The organism is Streptomyces sp. NPDC004838 (assembly GCF_053600955.1).
Genome location: NZ_JBSGAW010000014.1, coordinates 150,080 through 166,014 on the forward strand (window position 1 = coordinate 150,080; position 15,935 = coordinate 166,014).

Below are 15,935 nucleotides of genomic sequence, written 5' to 3' on the forward strand. Positions count from 1 at the left end.
CCCGGACGAGTGGATGCCCCCGCGCCGCTCGTCGGGAGGCGGCCTTCCCAGGGGGCTTGTCCCCGGCTTCCCGCAGTGACCCTCGTGCGTGTCCGCATCGCACGGGACGGTCTCGGGAACCCCCGGCCGGGGACAGGCCCCCATCCTCACCCCTCTCAACCGCACCACTGTGAAAGGCCCCCCAGTGATCTGCCTCGAACCCCCCGCCTCCGTACCGTGGTTGGCCGCCTGGTCCGGTGAGACTGTCATCGAAACCCCGGTCGTCCGCCGCCCCGGACGGCGCGGTGGAATCGCGTACGCCGATGAACTCGCCTCGGACCGAGGCGAGTTCGACGCACTGCTGTACCGGGGGAGGCGTCCCGCGCCCAGGGGAGGGCGGGGGCGGCCGTTGTTCGCCAGTGTGCACCCCAACCGGCAGCGGCGGGCGATGAGGCAACTGTTGTGCCAGCTGTGCGGCACGCCCGCGTTGTACACACCCGGCCATGGGGTGCTCTGGCTGCTGGACGGCACCCCCGGCGATCACGCGCCGGGCTGGCCGGAGGGCGTCACCACCGCTCATCCGCCCGTCTGCGTGCCCTGTGCCGCGCAGGCCGTCCGGCAGTGTCCGCATCTGGCGGTCAAAGGGTTCACCGCGATCCGGGTGCGCTATCCGCGCTCGTACGGCTATCACGGCCGGCTCTACACCCCGGACCTGACGCGACCGGGCAGCCCCACGCTCCTCGTCGTGGCGGAGACGGTCGAGGTGCCGTACGAAGACCCACGGCTGCCGTGGCTGCTGGCCGCCCAGAGCGTCGTACGGCTCACGGGCTGTACGCCCGTGGAGCTGCGGCCGTAACGCGCAAGGCGCCCGTGCGCGCGGCCTGGGAACCCCTTGCTCAACCGACCCGGCGCAGGGCCTTGTCCCGGCGTTCGGCCACGCTCGAACCGGATTCGCGCCGTGCCATGCGGCGCAGGACGACCGGGGCCACGAGCAGACCGAAGACGGCCCAGGCCCCGAGGACGCCGACGGTCTCCAGATGCCGCCAGGACTCGCCGATCTCGACGCCGACCGCCGCGTCGGGCAGCAGCGCGGAGCGCATGCCGAGTCCGAGCCAGTAGATGGGGGACACCTGTGCGACCACCTGGAGCCAGTCGGGCAGGGAGGCGATCGGGTAGAAGACGCCGGAGATCGCGATCAGGCCGAGAACCGGCAGTTGGACGAGGCCCTGGGCGCGGGCGCTGGAGAACACCGAGCCCAGGACCGCGCCGATGGGCAGCGTCGCCACCATGCCCAGCACCAGCACCCATGCCAGCGTGAGCCAGGCGCTCGCGCTGTCGGCGGCCAGTCCGTCGATGAGGAGCATGCCCGGAATCAGCAGGATCGCGAGGTCGGCGAGGAGGATGCCGGACACCGAGACGACCTTGCCGATCAGATAGCCCCGCATGCCGTTCGGCGTCGCCTTGGCACGCAGCAGGGTCCCGTCCTCGCGTTCGGCGGTGAGGATCTGGCTCATGGTGAGCATGCCGAGCGCGACGTTCATTCCCAGAATGCTCGGCAGGGCCAGTGTGCCGAGCAGGAGTCCGCTGGACCCGAACTCCCGCTCCCGTAGGAAGTACATGGCGCCGAGCATCAGCACGGGCCAGAACAGATGGGAGATCAGATCGCCGCTGTTGGTGAACGACTGCCGCAGCTCGATGAGCCCGCGTGTCCAGCCCACCCGTACCGTCGTGGTCGTCGTGCTCACCGGGCCGCCGCCTGTTCCGTCTGTTCCGTCTGTTCCATCAGGGTGGAGGCGCGCGGCTCGGCGGGGGAGCGGCCGGCTTCCTCGGTTTGGCGTACCAGTGCCATGTACGTGTCCTCCAGTGAGGCCCGGCGGACCTCCAGTTCGCTGATCTCCGTGCCGTACCGGCCGAAGAGCGCGCGTACGAACTCCGTCGATTCGGCCGTCGACTCGGTGAACCGCTGCCCGTTGCGCGACCAGCGCACCTCGTCCGCGCCGGCGATGCCGCGCGCCAGTTCCTCCGGCGAACCGTCCGCGATGATCCGGCCCCCGGCCAGGATCACGATGCGATCGGCGAGCTTCTCGGCTTCGTCCAGGTCGTGGGTGGTGAGCAGAATCGTGGTCTCGTGATCGTCGGCGAGACGGCGTACGAGACCGTGGAACTCCTGCCGGGCCTCCGGGTCGAAGCCCGCGGTGGGCTCGTCCAGGAACAGGGCCTCGGGGCGGCCGACGATGCCGATCGCCACGTCCAGCCTGCGCCTCTGACCGCCGGAGAGCGTCTTGATCTTGTTGTCCGCGTGGGCGGTCAGACCGACCGCTTCGATGAGTTCGCCGGTGTCCCACGGCCGGGGGAACGCGCCGGTGGAGTACGGGGCGTAGTGCGCGCCGAGGTGGGCGAGCAGTTCACGGACCCGCCACTTGCCGTGGTCGCGCCAGGACTGGAGGACGACGCCCAGGCGGGCGCGCCATCGTTCGTCGCCGTGCGCCGGGTCCGTGCCGAGCACTTCGACTCGGCCCGCCGACCTTATGCGGAAGCCCTCCAGGATTTCGATCGTGGTGGATTTGCCCGCTCCGTTCGGTCCCAGCAGAGCCAGCACCTCTCCATGGCGGGCCTGGAACGTCACATCGTGCAGGACGTCGTGGGAGCCGTAACGCATCCGCAGTCCCTCGACATCGAGCACGACTTCCTCGCTCGTCGTCATCACTCCGCCTTCATCGGCTTCATACGGTTCACATGTCATTGTTTCGTGGATGGTGAAAGCTACGTTGCCTTTCTTGGATGGTCAATGGGTGGATTTCTTATTCTCGCTATTTTCGCAGGTTATTTGGGGTGGAAATTGCAATAGGGTTGCGGGTGAATGCAAGAGGGCGTTTGAGGGAGTGTTGCAATGAGGTGATGGTGAACGCATACTGGGGCCGGACGGCGGCCATAGGCGATGGACGTCGGCGGACAGTGAGGGGTGAGCGCGCGCATGCCGGGAGGCAGACTGACGCGGGCGGATCGTCAGCGCATCGGTTCAGGACTCACCGACGGGCTCGGATACGCCGAGATCGCCCGGCAGTTGGGCAGGCCGACGTCGACCGTCAGCCGTGAGGTGGCCCGTAACGGCGGCCCCGGCGGTTACCGCGCGGACCACGCCCAGCGGGCCACCGGGCAGCGCGCCCGGCGGAGCGCACGGCCGGCCGCGCATGCCCACCTCCGGCCGGCCGCTGTCGGCGCCGACGGGCGTGAATCCGCAGTGGTACGCGGCTTCGCCGAGCGGCTCGCGGCGGTGATGGTCGAGAACGGGCTGCCCCGGATGGCGGCACGTGTGCTCGCCCGGCTGATCACCACCGAATCCGGCAGCCTCACCGCCGCCGAACTGGTGGCCCGGCTGCGGGTCAGCCCCGCCTCGGTGTCCAAGGCCGTCGGATATCTGGAGGGGCTCGAGGTCATCAGGCGTGAGCGACGCGACCCGCGCGGGAGGCGTGACACCTATGTCATCGACGACGACGTCTGGCTCCGGGCGTGGTTGACGAGCGCTCGTACCCATGGGAACTGGGCGGACACCGCCGAGGAGGGGGCCGGGATCTTCGGCGCGGGCACTGCGGCCGGAGCCCGGCTGGAGCGGATGCACCGGTTCTTCGCGGACCTCAGCGCGGACATGGCCGGCGGCTCCGCCTCGCTGGCGGCCGAGGACGCGCTGACGCTGGTCGCCGCGCTCGCGCACGCCGGCACACCGCTCGCCGTGGGCCCACTGGCCGTCGCGCTGGGCTGGCCCGTGGATCGGGTCCACGACGCGCTGCGCGACGCCGAACGGCACCCCGAGATCACCGATCCGGTCGCCCTCCGGCGTACCGCGTCCGGCGCGTACACCGTCACCGCCCGGCCGGGCCGGCTCACCACGGCACAGCGGGCAGCCCTCGGCGGAGACGGCTCTCTGTCGTAGGGGTGGAGAAGGCGGGGCGGGACGGCGGGCCCCGACCCGGAACCGGCGCGATGGCAGGTCATGTCGGAGCCGGTACGACGGACACCGCCCCCTGAGCGGGTGTGGCGGCACCGCCTCATGCCGGGCCGCTCCAGCGACATGGCCCCGCCGCGGAGCCGTGCCGTCCGGGGCGTTCCGCGCGGCAAAGCGCCCCTTCCGGCATCAATCCCGCGCCCGATGACGCCCCAGGTCAACGGAGTAGCGGGAAGGGCAGCGCCCGGCGCGCCCCGTCGTGAATGATGTCCCCGGCATGAAATGGACCGGGCAGCAACGGCACTCACAGACAGGCGCGTCGCGGGCTCGGTGGAGCGTGCGAGGGGCCCATGCCGGTGTGTTCGCCGTGACGAGCAGTGGGCTGGCCGGGGCAGGGCACCACATGGCGTCGGGCGAACCCGTCGTCTGGCGGCTCATCGCGCTCGCGGTGGGGATCGCCTTCGTCGGGGCACTGCCCTGGGCGTGCCGTCCGAGGCCGCTCGGCGTCGTGGTGGGCGGGACGCTCGTCTCGCAGTTCGTCCTGCACCAGGTCCTCTCGGCATCCGCTACGAGTACGGTCACGGGGGCGGTCGGGCACACCGGGGAGCACGGGACCCGGCTGAGCACGGTCGTGATGATCGGCGCGCATACCCTCGCGGCTCTCGGCGTCGCCGTACTCCAGCATCGGACGACCGGTCGGCCGGACGCCCTCCCCTCTCTCGTGGGACAGATCGCCGCCACCGTCCGTAGCGCGGTGGCACGTTGGCTCGGAGCCTGGCGGACAGCTCCCCGGCCCGGCTGCGGGCCGCCGCGTGCTCGGTCGGGGCCGCCCGAGGGGAAGCGTCCGTACACCGTTCTCGCGCATGTCGTCGTACGCCGTGGTCCTCCCGGTCCCGGGCACGTTCCGTTACCGCCCATGTCCCCCCACACGTACCCAAGGAGAACCATGAGGAAGTCCCAACTGCCCCCGGTCGCGCGGAGAGCCGCCCTCTCGGCCGTCGCGGCTCTCGGCGCGGTCCTCGCCGTTGCCGCGCCCGCCGCCGCGCACGCCGGCGTGACCGCTTCGGACGCCCGCGCGCTGGCCAAGAACGTGACCCTGACCTTCACTTCGGAGGCGGAGTCCGAGACCGCGGGCATAGCCAAGCTCCAGGTCGTGCTGCCGGAGGGGATATCGCCGGGCGCGGTGGCCCAGAAGAAGCTCCCGAAGGGCTGGACGTTCGCCCAGTCCCAGGGCGGTTACATCGTCAGCGGCAAACCGCTTCCGATCGGGACGGACGCCGTCCACAGCATCGTCGTGAAGCAGCTCCCGGACGCGAAGAAGCTCGTCTTCAAGACCGTCGAGACCTACGGCGACGGCAAGATCGCGCGCTGGATCGAGGTGTCGGAGGGCGGCAAGAAGCCGGAGAACCCCGCCCCGGTCCTCGAGTTGAAGCCGAAGGCCGCGGGCGCGACCCTGGAACCGCCCGGTCCGGTCCAGCCCGAGAGCCCGGCTCCGGGCACGAGCCAGACGCCCGCGCCCGCTTCCACCCCGACGCCGTCGACGGTGCCTTCGGCCGGGCCGTCGTCCGCGCCGACGCCGGGCGACGCGTCACCGACCGAGGTCGTGAGCACCGCGAAAGAGAAGGACGGCGGCTCCGGCACCATCGTCATCGTGGTCGTCGCGGTGGTGGCCGTCGTGGGCGGCGCGGCGTTCTGGCTGATCAAGCGCCGCTCGGGGGCGAGTTCCTGAACCCGTCCGAGGGAGCCGGGACACCCGGCTCCCTCGGAGGGACCTGCCCGACCGACGCGTCCGGCCGGTGCGCCTTCGGCCGAGTTCCGCGGGCGAGGGCGTCCCGAGACCGCCTTCACGCGCCGGGTTGGGCCGGGTTGGTCGGGTTGGTCGGGCCGGGTTGGTCGGGTTGGTCGGGTCGGGTTGGTCGGGTTGGTCGGGTCGGGTCGGCCGTCGCGGGAGACGGAGGTCGCGGGGGATTCATCCCTCCGTCGTACGCCCGTAGACCTTCGGCCGACACCCCCTCGATCCGCCGCTCCCCAGACTGGGGCCTCGTAGCCGGACCGAGGCGACCTGGAGGAGCACAGTGCGGAGCGAGGGGATCAGCCGGGCGCGGTTCCTGGCGGGGGCGGGAGCCGTCGGGGCCGCCGCGGTATGGGGGACGGCGGACCAGGCGGCGGCGGCCGGGAACGGGCGTCGGCGCAGGGTGAAGCACCGGGGCGTGTGCTACACGCTGGGCGCGGGCGAGACTCCGGGCACCGCGTGGAGCGCCGCGAGGACACGCCGGGACCTACGCGCCATCGAACACGATCTGCACGCCGACTCGATCAAGGTCACCGGAGACGGCGTCGAACGGCTGACGACCACGGCGGCGCAGGCGGCGGAACGCGGGCTGCACATCTGGATGGAGCCCACACTCGCCGATCTGCCCGAGCGGGACATCCTCGACCACATGGCCGAGTGCGGCCGGTTCGCCGAGCGCCTGCGGCGGCAGGGAGCCGACGTCGATCTCAGCGTCGGCTGCGAGTTCTGGCTCTTCGTGCCCGGCATCGTGCCCGGCGCGAATGTCCTGGAGCGGATCGAGAACCTGACGAACGGGACCTACGATCCGGAGCATATGCAGCGTGAACTGAACAGGTTCATCGCGCTGGCCGCGCGGGTCGGCCGGTCCGTCTTCAAAGGGAAGCTCAGTTACGCGTCGGCCCAGGGCGACATCGTCGACTGGAGCCTCTTCGACATCGTGGGCCTCGACTACTACTCGTACTTCCCGCGCCGCCGCGACTACGTCCGCGAACTCGGGGAGTATCTGTGCTGGGGGAAGCCCCTCGCCATCACCGAGTTCGGCACCTGCACCTTCGAGGGTGCGCCGGAGCAGGGCGGCATGGGCTGGTCCATCGTCGACTACTCCAAGGACCCGCCCGAGATCACGGGCAACCCGGTCCGCAGCGAACGCACCCAGGCCGACTATCTGACCGAGCTGTTGAGCGTCTTCGAGTCGATGGGCCTGTACGCGGCGATGGCGTTCGAGTTCGTCACCCCCGACCAGCCCCACCGGTCCGAACCCCGTTACGACCTCGACCTCGCGAGCTACAGCATCGTGAAGGCGATCAAGGACGACCTCGGTGATCCGGCGTCCGCATGGCACTGGGAGCCGAAGGAGGCGTTCCACGCGCTGGCCCGACGGTACGGGCGCGCGTAGCCGCGCGAGCCGTCGGCGCTCGACCTCCCAGAGCCGGGCCCGGCGGTAGGCGCGCGGATGGAAGCCGGGCGCCGACGCCGGGAACCCACCGGGGGTACGCCCCGACCTGCGGTCGCGTTCCTGGAGATGGCCGACAGTCGCCTCGCAGGCGATCGGCTCCCGTGCCCGCCCGCGTCCTCCCGCCCGCCCAGGCCCGCCCGTCCGCGTCCTCCCGCCCGTCCGTGCCCTCCCGCCCGCGCCATCCCGTCCCGGTGGCCCGGCACTCAGTGGCCCGCGACCTCCGGCGGCCCGCGCCAGTCCGTCCGCGTACCTCCGGTGCGGGTAGCCGCTCGCGGTTCGCCGTGCCTGCCCGCGCCCCGCGCCCACCCGCCGCGGCCGTCCGCGCCCTCCCACCCCGGCCGCCCACCGGACCCTCACCGGCCGTCCGCCGGACCCCGCACAGGCACCTCACGCCAACGGCGGAGCCTGCATCGGCGGCAGGGGCTGTTCCGTCCAGATCACCTTGCCGTCCGGGGTGTACCTCGTACCCCACCGCTTCGCGAACTGCGCCACCAGGAACAGACCGCGGCCGCCCTCGTCCGTGCTCGCCGCCTGCCGCAGATGCGGGGAGGTGCTGCTGCGGTCCCAGACCTCGCAGATCAGGCTGCGGTCGCGGATGAGCCGTACCCGGATCGGGCCGACCGCGTACCGGATCGCGTTGGTGACCAGCTCGCTCAGGATCAGCTCGGTCGTGAACGCCTCGTCCTCCAGGCCCCATTCCGTCAGCGTGCGGGCCACCGCCGCCCGTACCTCCCCGACGGCCTCGGGATCGGACGGCACGGTCCAGTCGGCGACCCGAGACGGGCCGAGTACACGCGTACGGCCCACCAGCAGCGCGATGTCGTCGCGCGGGTTCTCCGGCAGCAGGGCCCGCAGCACCGCCTCACAGGTCGCCTCGGGGGAGCGGTCGGGGTGGCCGGAGAGCGTCTCCCTCAGCAGGGCCAGACCGTCGTCGATGTCCCGGTCCCGGTCCTCGACCAGACCATCCGTGTAGAGCACCAGACTGGTGCCCTCGGCCAGCCTCAGCTCCAGCGTCTCGAAGGGCATCCCGCCCAGACCCAGCGGCGGTCCTCCGGGGACGTCCGCGAAGGCCGCCGTGCCGTCCGGGGCGAGCAGCAGCGGCTGGAGATGTCCGGCGCGGGCCATCGTGCAGATGCCGGTCGCCGGATCGTAGATCGCGTACAGACAGGTCGCGCCGGTCACCCCGCCGCCCCCGCCGTCCCCCGAGTCCTCCTGGTCGAGCCGGGCCACCAGCTCGTCCAGATGCCACAGCAGTTCGTCGGGCGGCAGGTCCAGCGTGGAGAAGTTGTGGACCGCCGTACGCAGCCGTCCCATGGTGGCGGCGGCGTGCAGACCGTGGCCCACCACATCGCCCACGACCAGCGCCACCCGTGCCCCCGGCAGCGGGATGATGTCGAACCAGTCGCCGCCGACACCGCCCAGCCCCCCGAGCCCCGCCTGAGCGGGGCGGTAACGGTAGGCCACATCGATCGCGTCCTGCTCCGGAAGGCCACGCGGCAGCAGACTGCGCTGGAGCGTGACGGCCATGGTGTGCTCGCGCGAGTAGCGGCGGGCGTTGTCGATGCTGACCGCCGCGCGGGCCACCAACTCCTCGGCGAGGGAACGATCCTCCTCCTCGAACGGGTCAGGCTGCTCCGAGCGCCAGAACATCGTCACGCCCAGAATCGCGCCACGCGCCCGCAGCGGCACCGCGATCATCGAGTGGAAACCGGTCTCGACGAGCTTCCGCGCCCGCGTCGGGGCCTGTTGCTCCCAGCCCGAGTACGCGCCGAGGTCCTGATCCAGGATCGCCTCGCCCATCCCGAGCCCCGCCCCCATCGGAGTGTCGGGCAGAAAGCGGACCGTCGTGCCCAGCCGGAAGAGCGCCGTGTCCTCGTCCAGCCCGCTGACGGCCATCCGGCGCATGTCGGCGCCCGCGCCCGTCGCCGTCGGCTCCTCGCCGCGCAGCACCGACTCCACCAGATCCACCGTGGCGTAGTCGGCGAACCGGCCGATGGCGAACTCCGTCAGCTCCTCGCAGGTGCGGACCACGTCCAGCGTCGTCCCGATCTCCGTGCCGGCGTCGTAGAGCAGCTTCAGCCGCCGCTGCGCCACATCCACCCGGCCGCTGAGCGCCTGGAGTTCCGTGGTGTCCCGGATCGTGGCCACCGTGCCGGGCGGGCCGCCGTCCTGGTCGGTCGCGCGCTGGTTGACGGCGAGGAGCCGTCTGCCGACCCGGTACACCTCGTCGCTGGCGATCCGGCCCGACGACAACAGCTGCGCGGTCAGCGGATCGAGGCCCAGTTCATCGACCCCGAGCCCCTCCACGTGCATCGGCAGATCGAGCAGTCGGCGGGCCTCGTCGTTGGCGAGCAGCAGCCGCCCGTCCCCGCCGACGATCAGCACCCCCTCCCGTACGGCGTGCAGGACCGCGTCATGGTGCTCGTACATCCGGGTCATCTCTTCCGGCCCGAGGCCGTGGGTCTGCCGGCGCAGCCTCCGGGTGACCAGGGCGGTGCCCACGGTGGCGAGCACCAGCACGCCCGCCGCGACGCTCAGCAGCAGCGGGAACTGCTCCTCGACGACACCGCTGACGTGCGCCAGCGTGATACCGGCGGAGACCAGGCCGATGATCCTGCCCTGGGAGTCGCGGACCGGCACCGTGGCCTGGGCGAGGAGGCCGATCGGGCCGACGATCTCCTCCTCGACGACCTTGCCTTTCAGCGCTTCCGCCAGATTGCCGATGTACTGCCTCCCGATCCGGTCGGGTTCGGGATGCGTGTAGCGGACGCCCTTGGTGCTGAGCACGACGATGAAGTCGACGGGCGCGGCCTTGCGGGCGGCCTCGGCGTGCGGCTGGAGTACGGCGCTCGGGTCGGGGCTCTTGAGCGCCGCCTCCATGCCGGGTGAGTTGGCGAAGGTCTGCGCCACGGCGACCGACCGGCGGTACGCCTCGCGCTGACTGTCCGAACGGGACTGCAGGACGAGCGCTGTCATACCCGCGGCGACGAGCAGCACCACGATCGCCACCTGGAGGAGAAAGACCTGGCCCGCGACACTGCGCATCTTCAGCATCGAGCGCGGGCGACCGTTGCGTGCGGCCATGTCCTTTTTCTACACCTCCCGCAAACCCTGGGCTGTCCGCGCCCGGTGGAGCGCGCGGGTCGCACGCGCGGCGCCTTCCCTGCCGTTCACCGCCATTCGTCGCCGTCCGCCGTCCGTCGCCGTCCGCCGTTGTCCGTCGCCGATCGTCGTCCGTCGCCGTTTGTCGATGCGGCAGATTCCGCGCGTGCTTCCGTCCGCTCTGCCTTCCCATCGGGAGAGGGCCCGACGCCCGTGAAATCCGGCCAGACCGCTCAGCGAGGGCTCAGACCGGGTGCGGCGTCCTCGCGGTCCGTCACCCCCGGCTCCCCGACCCCCGCTTCCGGCTCTCCGGCCGTCACCTCCGGTTCCCGTACGCTCACGCCGGGCCCCGGTTCCCGTACGCTCACGCCGGGCCCCGGTTCCCGTACGTTCACGCCGGGCCCCGACTCCCGTACGTTCACGCCCGGCCCGCGGTCCAGCAGCTGGAACTCCTCGCTCAGCATCCGGGCTTCCTGATCCGCTGTTCGGGTGTCCAGGCTCAGCACCTGGGTGAGAGCTTCGGCGACGGCCGCCTCCGGGGCCGGCAGCGGGCCCGGCGAACGCCAGGCGACGAACCCGTCCGGGCGCACCAGCAGCGCGCCCCCCGCCTCCAGGCCGTGCGCCTCGGCCCAGTAGGCGGACCCCTCCTCGGGGACCAGGTCGGCGTCCGAGCCCCGGCCGATCCCGTACACCTCCAGCGGTACGGAGAGCCGGGCCGCCGCATGCCGGGCCGCGTCCCGCCATACGGACCCCGCGCCGCAGAGCAGGACCGCCGAGCGCTCGTACAGATCGAGCGTCGAGATCCGCTCGCCCGCCCACGTCACCCACAGATGGGGGGCACGGGTGCCGGGCTCGGCCGTCAGCCGCATCCGCTCGGGGGCCACGGGACGGTCCGGGTTCGCGCCGACGACCGCGCCGCTCCGGTAGCCGTACCCCATCGCCACCGCCAGGATCCCGCCCTGCCGGCCGCCGGGCGCGGACGGGGCCGCGTAGCCGGGGTGGCTGTGCTCCGCCGAGCGGGCGGACGCCCGCTCCGCGGACGCCCGCGCCACCGGCAGCCGCTCCTCGCCATAGCTCTCCAGCAGACCGGGACCCGCCCAGCCCTTGAGCACCGCCGCCAGCTTCCACGCCAGGTTGTGGGCGTCCTGGATACCGGTGTTGGACCCGAACGCGCCGGTGGGGGACATCTCGTGCGCCGAGTCCCCGGCGAGGAACACCCGGCCGGACGAGTAGCGGTCCGCGACCCGCTCCGCCGCGTGCCACGGCGCCTTCCCCGTGATCTCCACATCCAGATCCGGGACGCCGACGGCGCGGCGGATGTGCTCACGGCAGCGCTCGTCCGTGAAGTCGTCGAGCGGCTCGCCGTGCTCCGGATGCCAGGGGGCGTGGAACACCCAGCGCTCCCGGTTGTCCACCGGCAGCAGCGCGCCGTCCGCGCCCGGCCGGGTGAGATAGCAGACGATGAACCGCCGGTCCCCGACGACATCGGCCAGCCGGCGGGACGTGAACGTCAGGCTCACATTGTGGAACAGCTCGCCATGGCCGCTCTGGCCGATGCCGAGCCGCTCCCTGACCGGGCTGCGCGGACCGTCCGCGGCGACCAGATAGTCCGCCCGTACGGGGAAACGTTCCCCGGTCACCCGGTTCTCGACGAGCGCGCCGACCCCGGCCGGGTCCTGCTCGAAGGAGAGCAGCTCGTGCGAGAACCGGAGATCGGCCCCGTACTCACGCGAACGCGCGTGAAGCACCGGCTCGATGTCGTTCTGGCTGCACAGGCACCAGCCGCTGGGGCTCAGGCGGGCATGACCTCCGCCCGGATCGATCTGTCTGAACAGCCACTCCTCGTCCTTCCCGGTCAGTGAACCCGCTTGGAGGATCCCGTGGTTGCCGGCCAGTACGGACGCCGCCTCCCGGATCTCCCGCTCCACCCCGGCCACCCGGAACAACTCCATCGTGCGGAGGTTCATCCCCCGGCCACGCGGATGCTCGGATGTGCCGGAGTGCTTCTCCACCAGCAGGTGCGGGATGCCGTGGCGGCTCAGGAACAGCGAGGTGGACAGGCCCACCAGGGACCCGCCCACGACGAGGACGGGTACGCGGAGTGTCGAGGTCTCGGCTTGCGGGGCGGTGGCCGCGGCGGCGGCGTTCTTCCTGGGCTCTTGCATGGGATCTCTGTGCCCGGTCCCGGACCGTTCCCCCGCCCATTCACCCGCATGGTGTCCATCTCTCGCGCCACTCGTGGCAGCGGATCACGATCGGATCACGGGAGCGCTCCGGATCATGAGGGGCGTTCGTGCGCATCCACGTGGCACCGACCACGCCCCGCGGAGCGCAATCACCTTGATCAACGACTGACGACTGGGCCGCGTCCCCGGCTAAGGCGCGGTCGCGAAGGAGTGTGAACACGGATGACAACCTTGTCGGAACGCATTTCGCAGTCCGCCTTCGACGGGTCCAGACTGCGGGTCGTTCTGCTGCTGGACCTCTACGACGGAGCCCAGAAGCAGTTCCTGGAGGCGTACGAGCACATGCGCAACAGCGTGGCCTCGGTACCCGGACACATCAGCGACCAGCTCTGCCAGTCGATCGAGAACCCCTCGCAGTGGCTCATCACCAGCGAATGGGAGAGCGCACCGCCCTTCCTCGCCTGGGTCAACAGCGAGGAACACGTGGAGACCGTCCAGCCGCTGCACAGTTGCGTACGGGACACCCGCTCGCTGCGGTTCAGCGTGCTCCGCGAGACCGGACAGGGGTTCAGCGCCGCGCCGGAGCAGCGGATCAGGACGGGGCTGCTGCCCACGCCGCACGTCGGCGACGGCGTCGTACGCCACGCCCTCACCTTCACCGTGAAGCCGGGCAGCGAGCCGACCGTCGCCAAGATCCTCGCGGGATACACCTCGCCCGCCGCCCGCGTCGACGACCACACCCGGCTGCGGCGCACCTCGCTCTTCATGCACGGCAACCGGGTCGTCCGCGCGATCGAGGTGCACGGAGACCTGATGGCCGCCCTGCGCCACGTGGCCCGCCAGCCCGAGGTACGGGCCGTGGAGGAGGCCATCAACCCCTATCTGGAGCAGGACCGGGACCTCGACGACCCCGGCTCCGCCCGGCTCTTCTTCACCCGTGCCGCGCTCCCCGCGGTGCACCATGTGTCCGCCGAAGGGCCCCAGCCCGGTGACGTCAACCGTCACGCGCTCTACTACCAGGCCAAGGACGGCTGCGGTCTCGCCGTGGCCCGGCTGCTGTCCCAGCAGGACGAAGAGGCCGCGGCCCATCCCAGTGACCCGATCGTCAGCAGCACCGTCTTCCAGCGGGACGACATCGTCGTCCGGCTCATCGACGTCAACGGCCCGCTGGACGACCACCCCGTTCTCGCGCTCGGCGTCCAGGGCCCGCGCAAGCTCGCGACCCTCGCCCGCCTGCTCGTCGACGGCGACGACCTGCCGGACGTCCCGGAGGTCAGGGAGGGCGACCCCGGGATCGCCCGCTTCGTCACCCGCGCCGACATGCAACTCGTCACCGACCGGTACGCACCCAACGAATCCTGACCCGCACGCCAGCCAGGTCCCGGCAACTGCCCGCGCGGGACCCGCACTTGGAGGAAAGCCAGCATGACCACGCACCGCCCACGCATCGTGGACCTCAGCGAGACCCAGCCCAACACCCGGCGCGGAGGCGATCTGCGCGCCCTGCTCACCCCGACGGCGGTGGGCGCCACCACCGGTTTCATGGGACTCGCCATCGTGCAGCCCGGCGAACGCATCGGGGAGCACTACCACCCGTACTCCGAGGAGTTCGTGTACGTGGTGAGCGGGCTCCTGGAGGTCGACCTGGACGGTGAGACGCAGAAGATGCGCCCCGACCAGGGACTGCTGATCCCCAAGAACATGCGCCACCGGTTCCGCAACGTCTCCAACGTCGAGGCCCGGATGGTCTTCCATCTCGGGCCGCTCGCGCCCCGCCCCGAACTGGGTCACGTCGACACCGAGGAGACGCCGGGGGCCGGAGCGCAGGGCAGCCCGCCGGAACGGACTGGGGCCGTGTCGTGAGGCGGCGGGTGGCGGTCACCGGGGTCGGCATCGTCGCCCCCGGAGGCGTCGGCGCCCCGGCGTTCTGGGATCTGCTGGAGAACGGCCGTACGGCCACACGGGGCATCACCCTCTTCGACCCGGCCGGCTTCCGCTCCCGGATCGCCGCCGAGGTCGACTTCGAGCCCGAGCGGCACGGCCTCGACAAGGAACAGGTGGCCCGCTCCGACCGGTACATCCAGTTCGCGCTGGTCGCCGCCCGGGAGGCGATGGCGGATTCAGGGCTCGACGCCGGGAAGGAGGACCCCTGGCGCATCGGGGTCTCCCTCGGCACCGCCGTCGGAGGCACCACACGACTGGAGCACGACTATGTCGCCGTCTCCTCGTCGGGCAACCGCTGGGCCGTGGACCACCGCCCCGCCGGACGCCATCTGCACCGCGCCTTCTCGCCCAGCACGCTCGCCTCGGCCGTCGCGGAGGAGGTGGGCGCGCGCGGCCCGGTGCAGACCGTGTCCACGGGCTGCACCTCCGGGCTCGACGCCGTCGGATACGCCTTCCACGCCATCGAGGAGGGCCGGGCCGACGTCTGTGTCGCGGGAGCGTCCGACTCGCCCATCTCGCCGATCACCGTGGCCTGTTTCGACGCCATCAAGGCGACCTCGCCCAACAACGACGACCCGGCGCACGCGTCCCGCCCGTTCGACGCCGACCGTGACGGGTTCGTCATGGGCGAGGGCGGAGCCGTGCTCGTACTCGAAGAGCTCGAACACGCGCGCGCCCGTGGTGCGAACGTGTACTGCGAGATCGGCGGATACGCGACCTTCGGCAACGCCTACCACATGACCGGGCTCACCCCCGAGGGGCTGGAGATGGCCCGTGCCATCGACACCGCGCTCGGGCACGCGCGTACCGAGAGCACGGCCATCGACTACGTCAACGCGCACGGCTCGGGCACGAAACAGAACGACCGCCACGAGACGGCGGCCGTGAAGAGGTCCCTGGGCGACCACGCGTTCAAGACGCCCATGAGTTCCATCAAATCCATGGTGGGGCACTCGCTGGGCGCGATCGGCGCGATCGAACTCGTGGCCTGCGTACTGGCGATGCACCACCAGGTGGTGCCGCCGACGGCCAACTACGAGACCCCCGACCCCGAGTGCGACCTGGACTATGTGCCGCGTACCGCCCGCTCCCGGAAGCTGAGCAATGTGCTCTCCGTCGGCAGCGGGTTCGGCGGTTTCCAGTCCGCGGTCGTCATGACCAGGCCCAGCGGGAGGGCACGATGAGCAACTCCCCGAAGAATCCGTCCGCCGAGTCGTCCGCCGAGTCGTCCGCCGAGTCGGCCGTCGACCCGTCCGCCGGTTCCTCCGCCGATTTCTCCGCCGAACCGGCCGTCGCGCGGTCCGCGGGCCGGTCCGCGGACCGCGCGGTCGATCTGTCCGTCGATTGGTCCGTCGACCGGTTCGGCGCCCGGTCCGACGGTCGGTCCGACGCTCGGTCCGGCAAGAAGAAGCCGGTCGACGGGTCCGCGGGAAAGGCCGCGGCCGAAGCGTCCGCGAAGGGTGCCGGGAAGGCTACCGGGAAGTCCGCGGGCAAAGCGTCCGGAAAGGGTGCTGGGAAGACCGCCGGGAAGGC

Annotated in this window: 10 protein-coding genes and 1 pseudogene; 7 read left to right on the forward strand and 4 right to left on the reverse strand. The window is 71.5% G+C overall.

Translation table 11 applies throughout. From position 1 onward, the window contains the following. Positions 1–169 precede the first annotated feature (169 nt). The gene (locus tag ACWEFL_RS18190; RefSeq protein ID WP_451713334.1) at positions 170–835 is read left to right on the forward strand and encodes a hypothetical protein; all 666 of its coding nucleotides are present in this window, start codon (positions 170–172) and stop codon (positions 833–835) included. Positions 836–875: 40 nt separating this feature from the next. Here the strand turns inward: ACWEFL_RS18190 and ACWEFL_RS18195 are convergent, their stop codons facing one another. Further along, positions 876–1,724 carry an ABC transporter permease gene (locus ACWEFL_RS18195; RefSeq protein ID WP_451713337.1) on the reverse strand — a complete coding sequence of 283 codons (849 nt, stop codon included), beginning with the start codon at positions 1,722–1,724 and terminating at the stop codon, positions 876–878. Continuing rightward, positions 1,721–2,683, reverse strand: a complete 963-nt coding sequence (locus tag ACWEFL_RS18200) for an ABC transporter ATP-binding protein (RefSeq protein ID WP_451713339.1) — start codon at positions 2,681–2,683, stop codon at positions 1,721–1,723. Before ACWEFL_RS18200 ends, ACWEFL_RS18195 begins: the two co-directional genes overlap by 4 nt. Positions 2,684–2,953: 270 nt before the next feature. Between ACWEFL_RS18200 and ACWEFL_RS18205 the strand changes: the two genes are divergently transcribed. The 3 genes from ACWEFL_RS18205 to ACWEFL_RS18215 all read left to right on the forward strand — a co-directional run bounded on the left by ACWEFL_RS18205 (position 2,954) and on the right by ACWEFL_RS18215 (position 7,110). Next, positions 2,954–3,910 carry a MarR family transcriptional regulator gene (locus ACWEFL_RS18205; RefSeq protein WP_451713341.1) on the forward strand — a complete coding sequence of 319 codons (957 nt, stop codon included), beginning with the start codon at positions 2,954–2,956 and terminating at the stop codon, positions 3,908–3,910. A gap of 370 nt (positions 3,911–4,280) precedes the next feature. Then, entirely contained in the window at positions 4,281–5,651 is a 1,371-nt protein-coding gene (locus ACWEFL_RS18210; RefSeq protein ID WP_451713344.1) for a DUF1775 domain-containing protein, read from the forward strand. Between the two features lie 346 nt (positions 5,652–5,997). After that, positions 5,998–7,110 carry an abortive phage infection protein gene (locus ACWEFL_RS18215; RefSeq protein WP_451713346.1) on the forward strand — a complete coding sequence of 371 codons (1,113 nt, stop codon included), beginning with the start codon at positions 5,998–6,000 and terminating at the stop codon, positions 7,108–7,110. A 447-nt stretch (positions 7,111–7,557) separates the two neighbouring features. Here the strand turns inward: ACWEFL_RS18215 and ACWEFL_RS18220 are convergent, their stop codons facing one another. Together ACWEFL_RS18220 and ACWEFL_RS18225 are read right to left on the reverse strand one after the other, a co-directional pair. Beyond that, positions 7,558–10,254, reverse strand: coding sequence for a SpoIIE family protein phosphatase (locus ACWEFL_RS18220; protein ID WP_451713348.1), 2,697 nt, complete (start codon positions 10,252–10,254; stop codon positions 7,558–7,560). A 512-nt stretch (positions 10,255–10,766) separates the two neighbouring features. Next, positions 10,767–12,437 (reverse strand): annotated as a pseudogene (locus tag ACWEFL_RS18225) (FAD-dependent oxidoreductase); the annotation flags it as partial. A 243-nt stretch (positions 12,438–12,680) separates the two neighbouring features. Between ACWEFL_RS18225 and ACWEFL_RS18230 the strand changes: the two are divergent. The 3 genes from ACWEFL_RS18230 (at position 12,681) to ACWEFL_RS18240 (ending at position 15,586) form a co-directional block, all read left to right on the forward strand. Continuing rightward, entirely contained in the window at positions 12,681–13,820 is a 1,140-nt protein-coding gene (locus ACWEFL_RS18230; protein ID WP_451713350.1) for a SchA/CurD-like domain-containing protein, read from the forward strand. A 63-nt stretch (positions 13,821–13,883) separates the two neighbouring features. Next, entirely contained in the window at positions 13,884–14,321 is a 438-nt protein-coding gene (locus ACWEFL_RS18235; RefSeq protein ID WP_451713353.1) for a cupin domain-containing protein, read from the forward strand. After that, a complete protein-coding gene (locus ACWEFL_RS18240) occupies positions 14,318–15,586 on the forward strand; it encodes a beta-ketoacyl-[acyl-carrier-protein] synthase family protein (RefSeq protein ID WP_451713355.1) in 1,269 nt (422 codons plus the stop codon). The genes ACWEFL_RS18235 and ACWEFL_RS18240 overlap by 4 nt, the downstream gene beginning before the upstream one ends. Positions 15,587–15,935 lie beyond the last annotated feature (349 nt).

Coding starts and splice junctions, on each gene's coding strand:
- ACWEFL_RS18205 (WP_451713341.1), top strand. CDS start 2,954: ATGCCGGGAGGCAGACTGACGCGGGCGGATCGTCAGCGCATCGGTTCA.
- ACWEFL_RS18235 (WP_451713353.1), top strand. CDS start 13,884: ATGACCACGCACCGCCCACGCATCGTGGACCTCAGCGAGACCCAGCCC.
- ACWEFL_RS18200 (WP_451713339.1), bottom strand. CDS start 2,683: ATGACGACGAGCGAGGAAGTCGTGCTCGATGTCGAGGGACTGCGGATG.
- ACWEFL_RS18220 (WP_451713348.1), bottom strand. CDS start 10,254: ATGGCCGCACGCAACGGTCGCCCGCGCTCGATGCTGAAGATGCGCAGT.
- ACWEFL_RS18230 (WP_451713350.1), top strand. CDS start 12,681: ATGACAACCTTGTCGGAACGCATTTCGCAGTCCGCCTTCGACGGGTCC.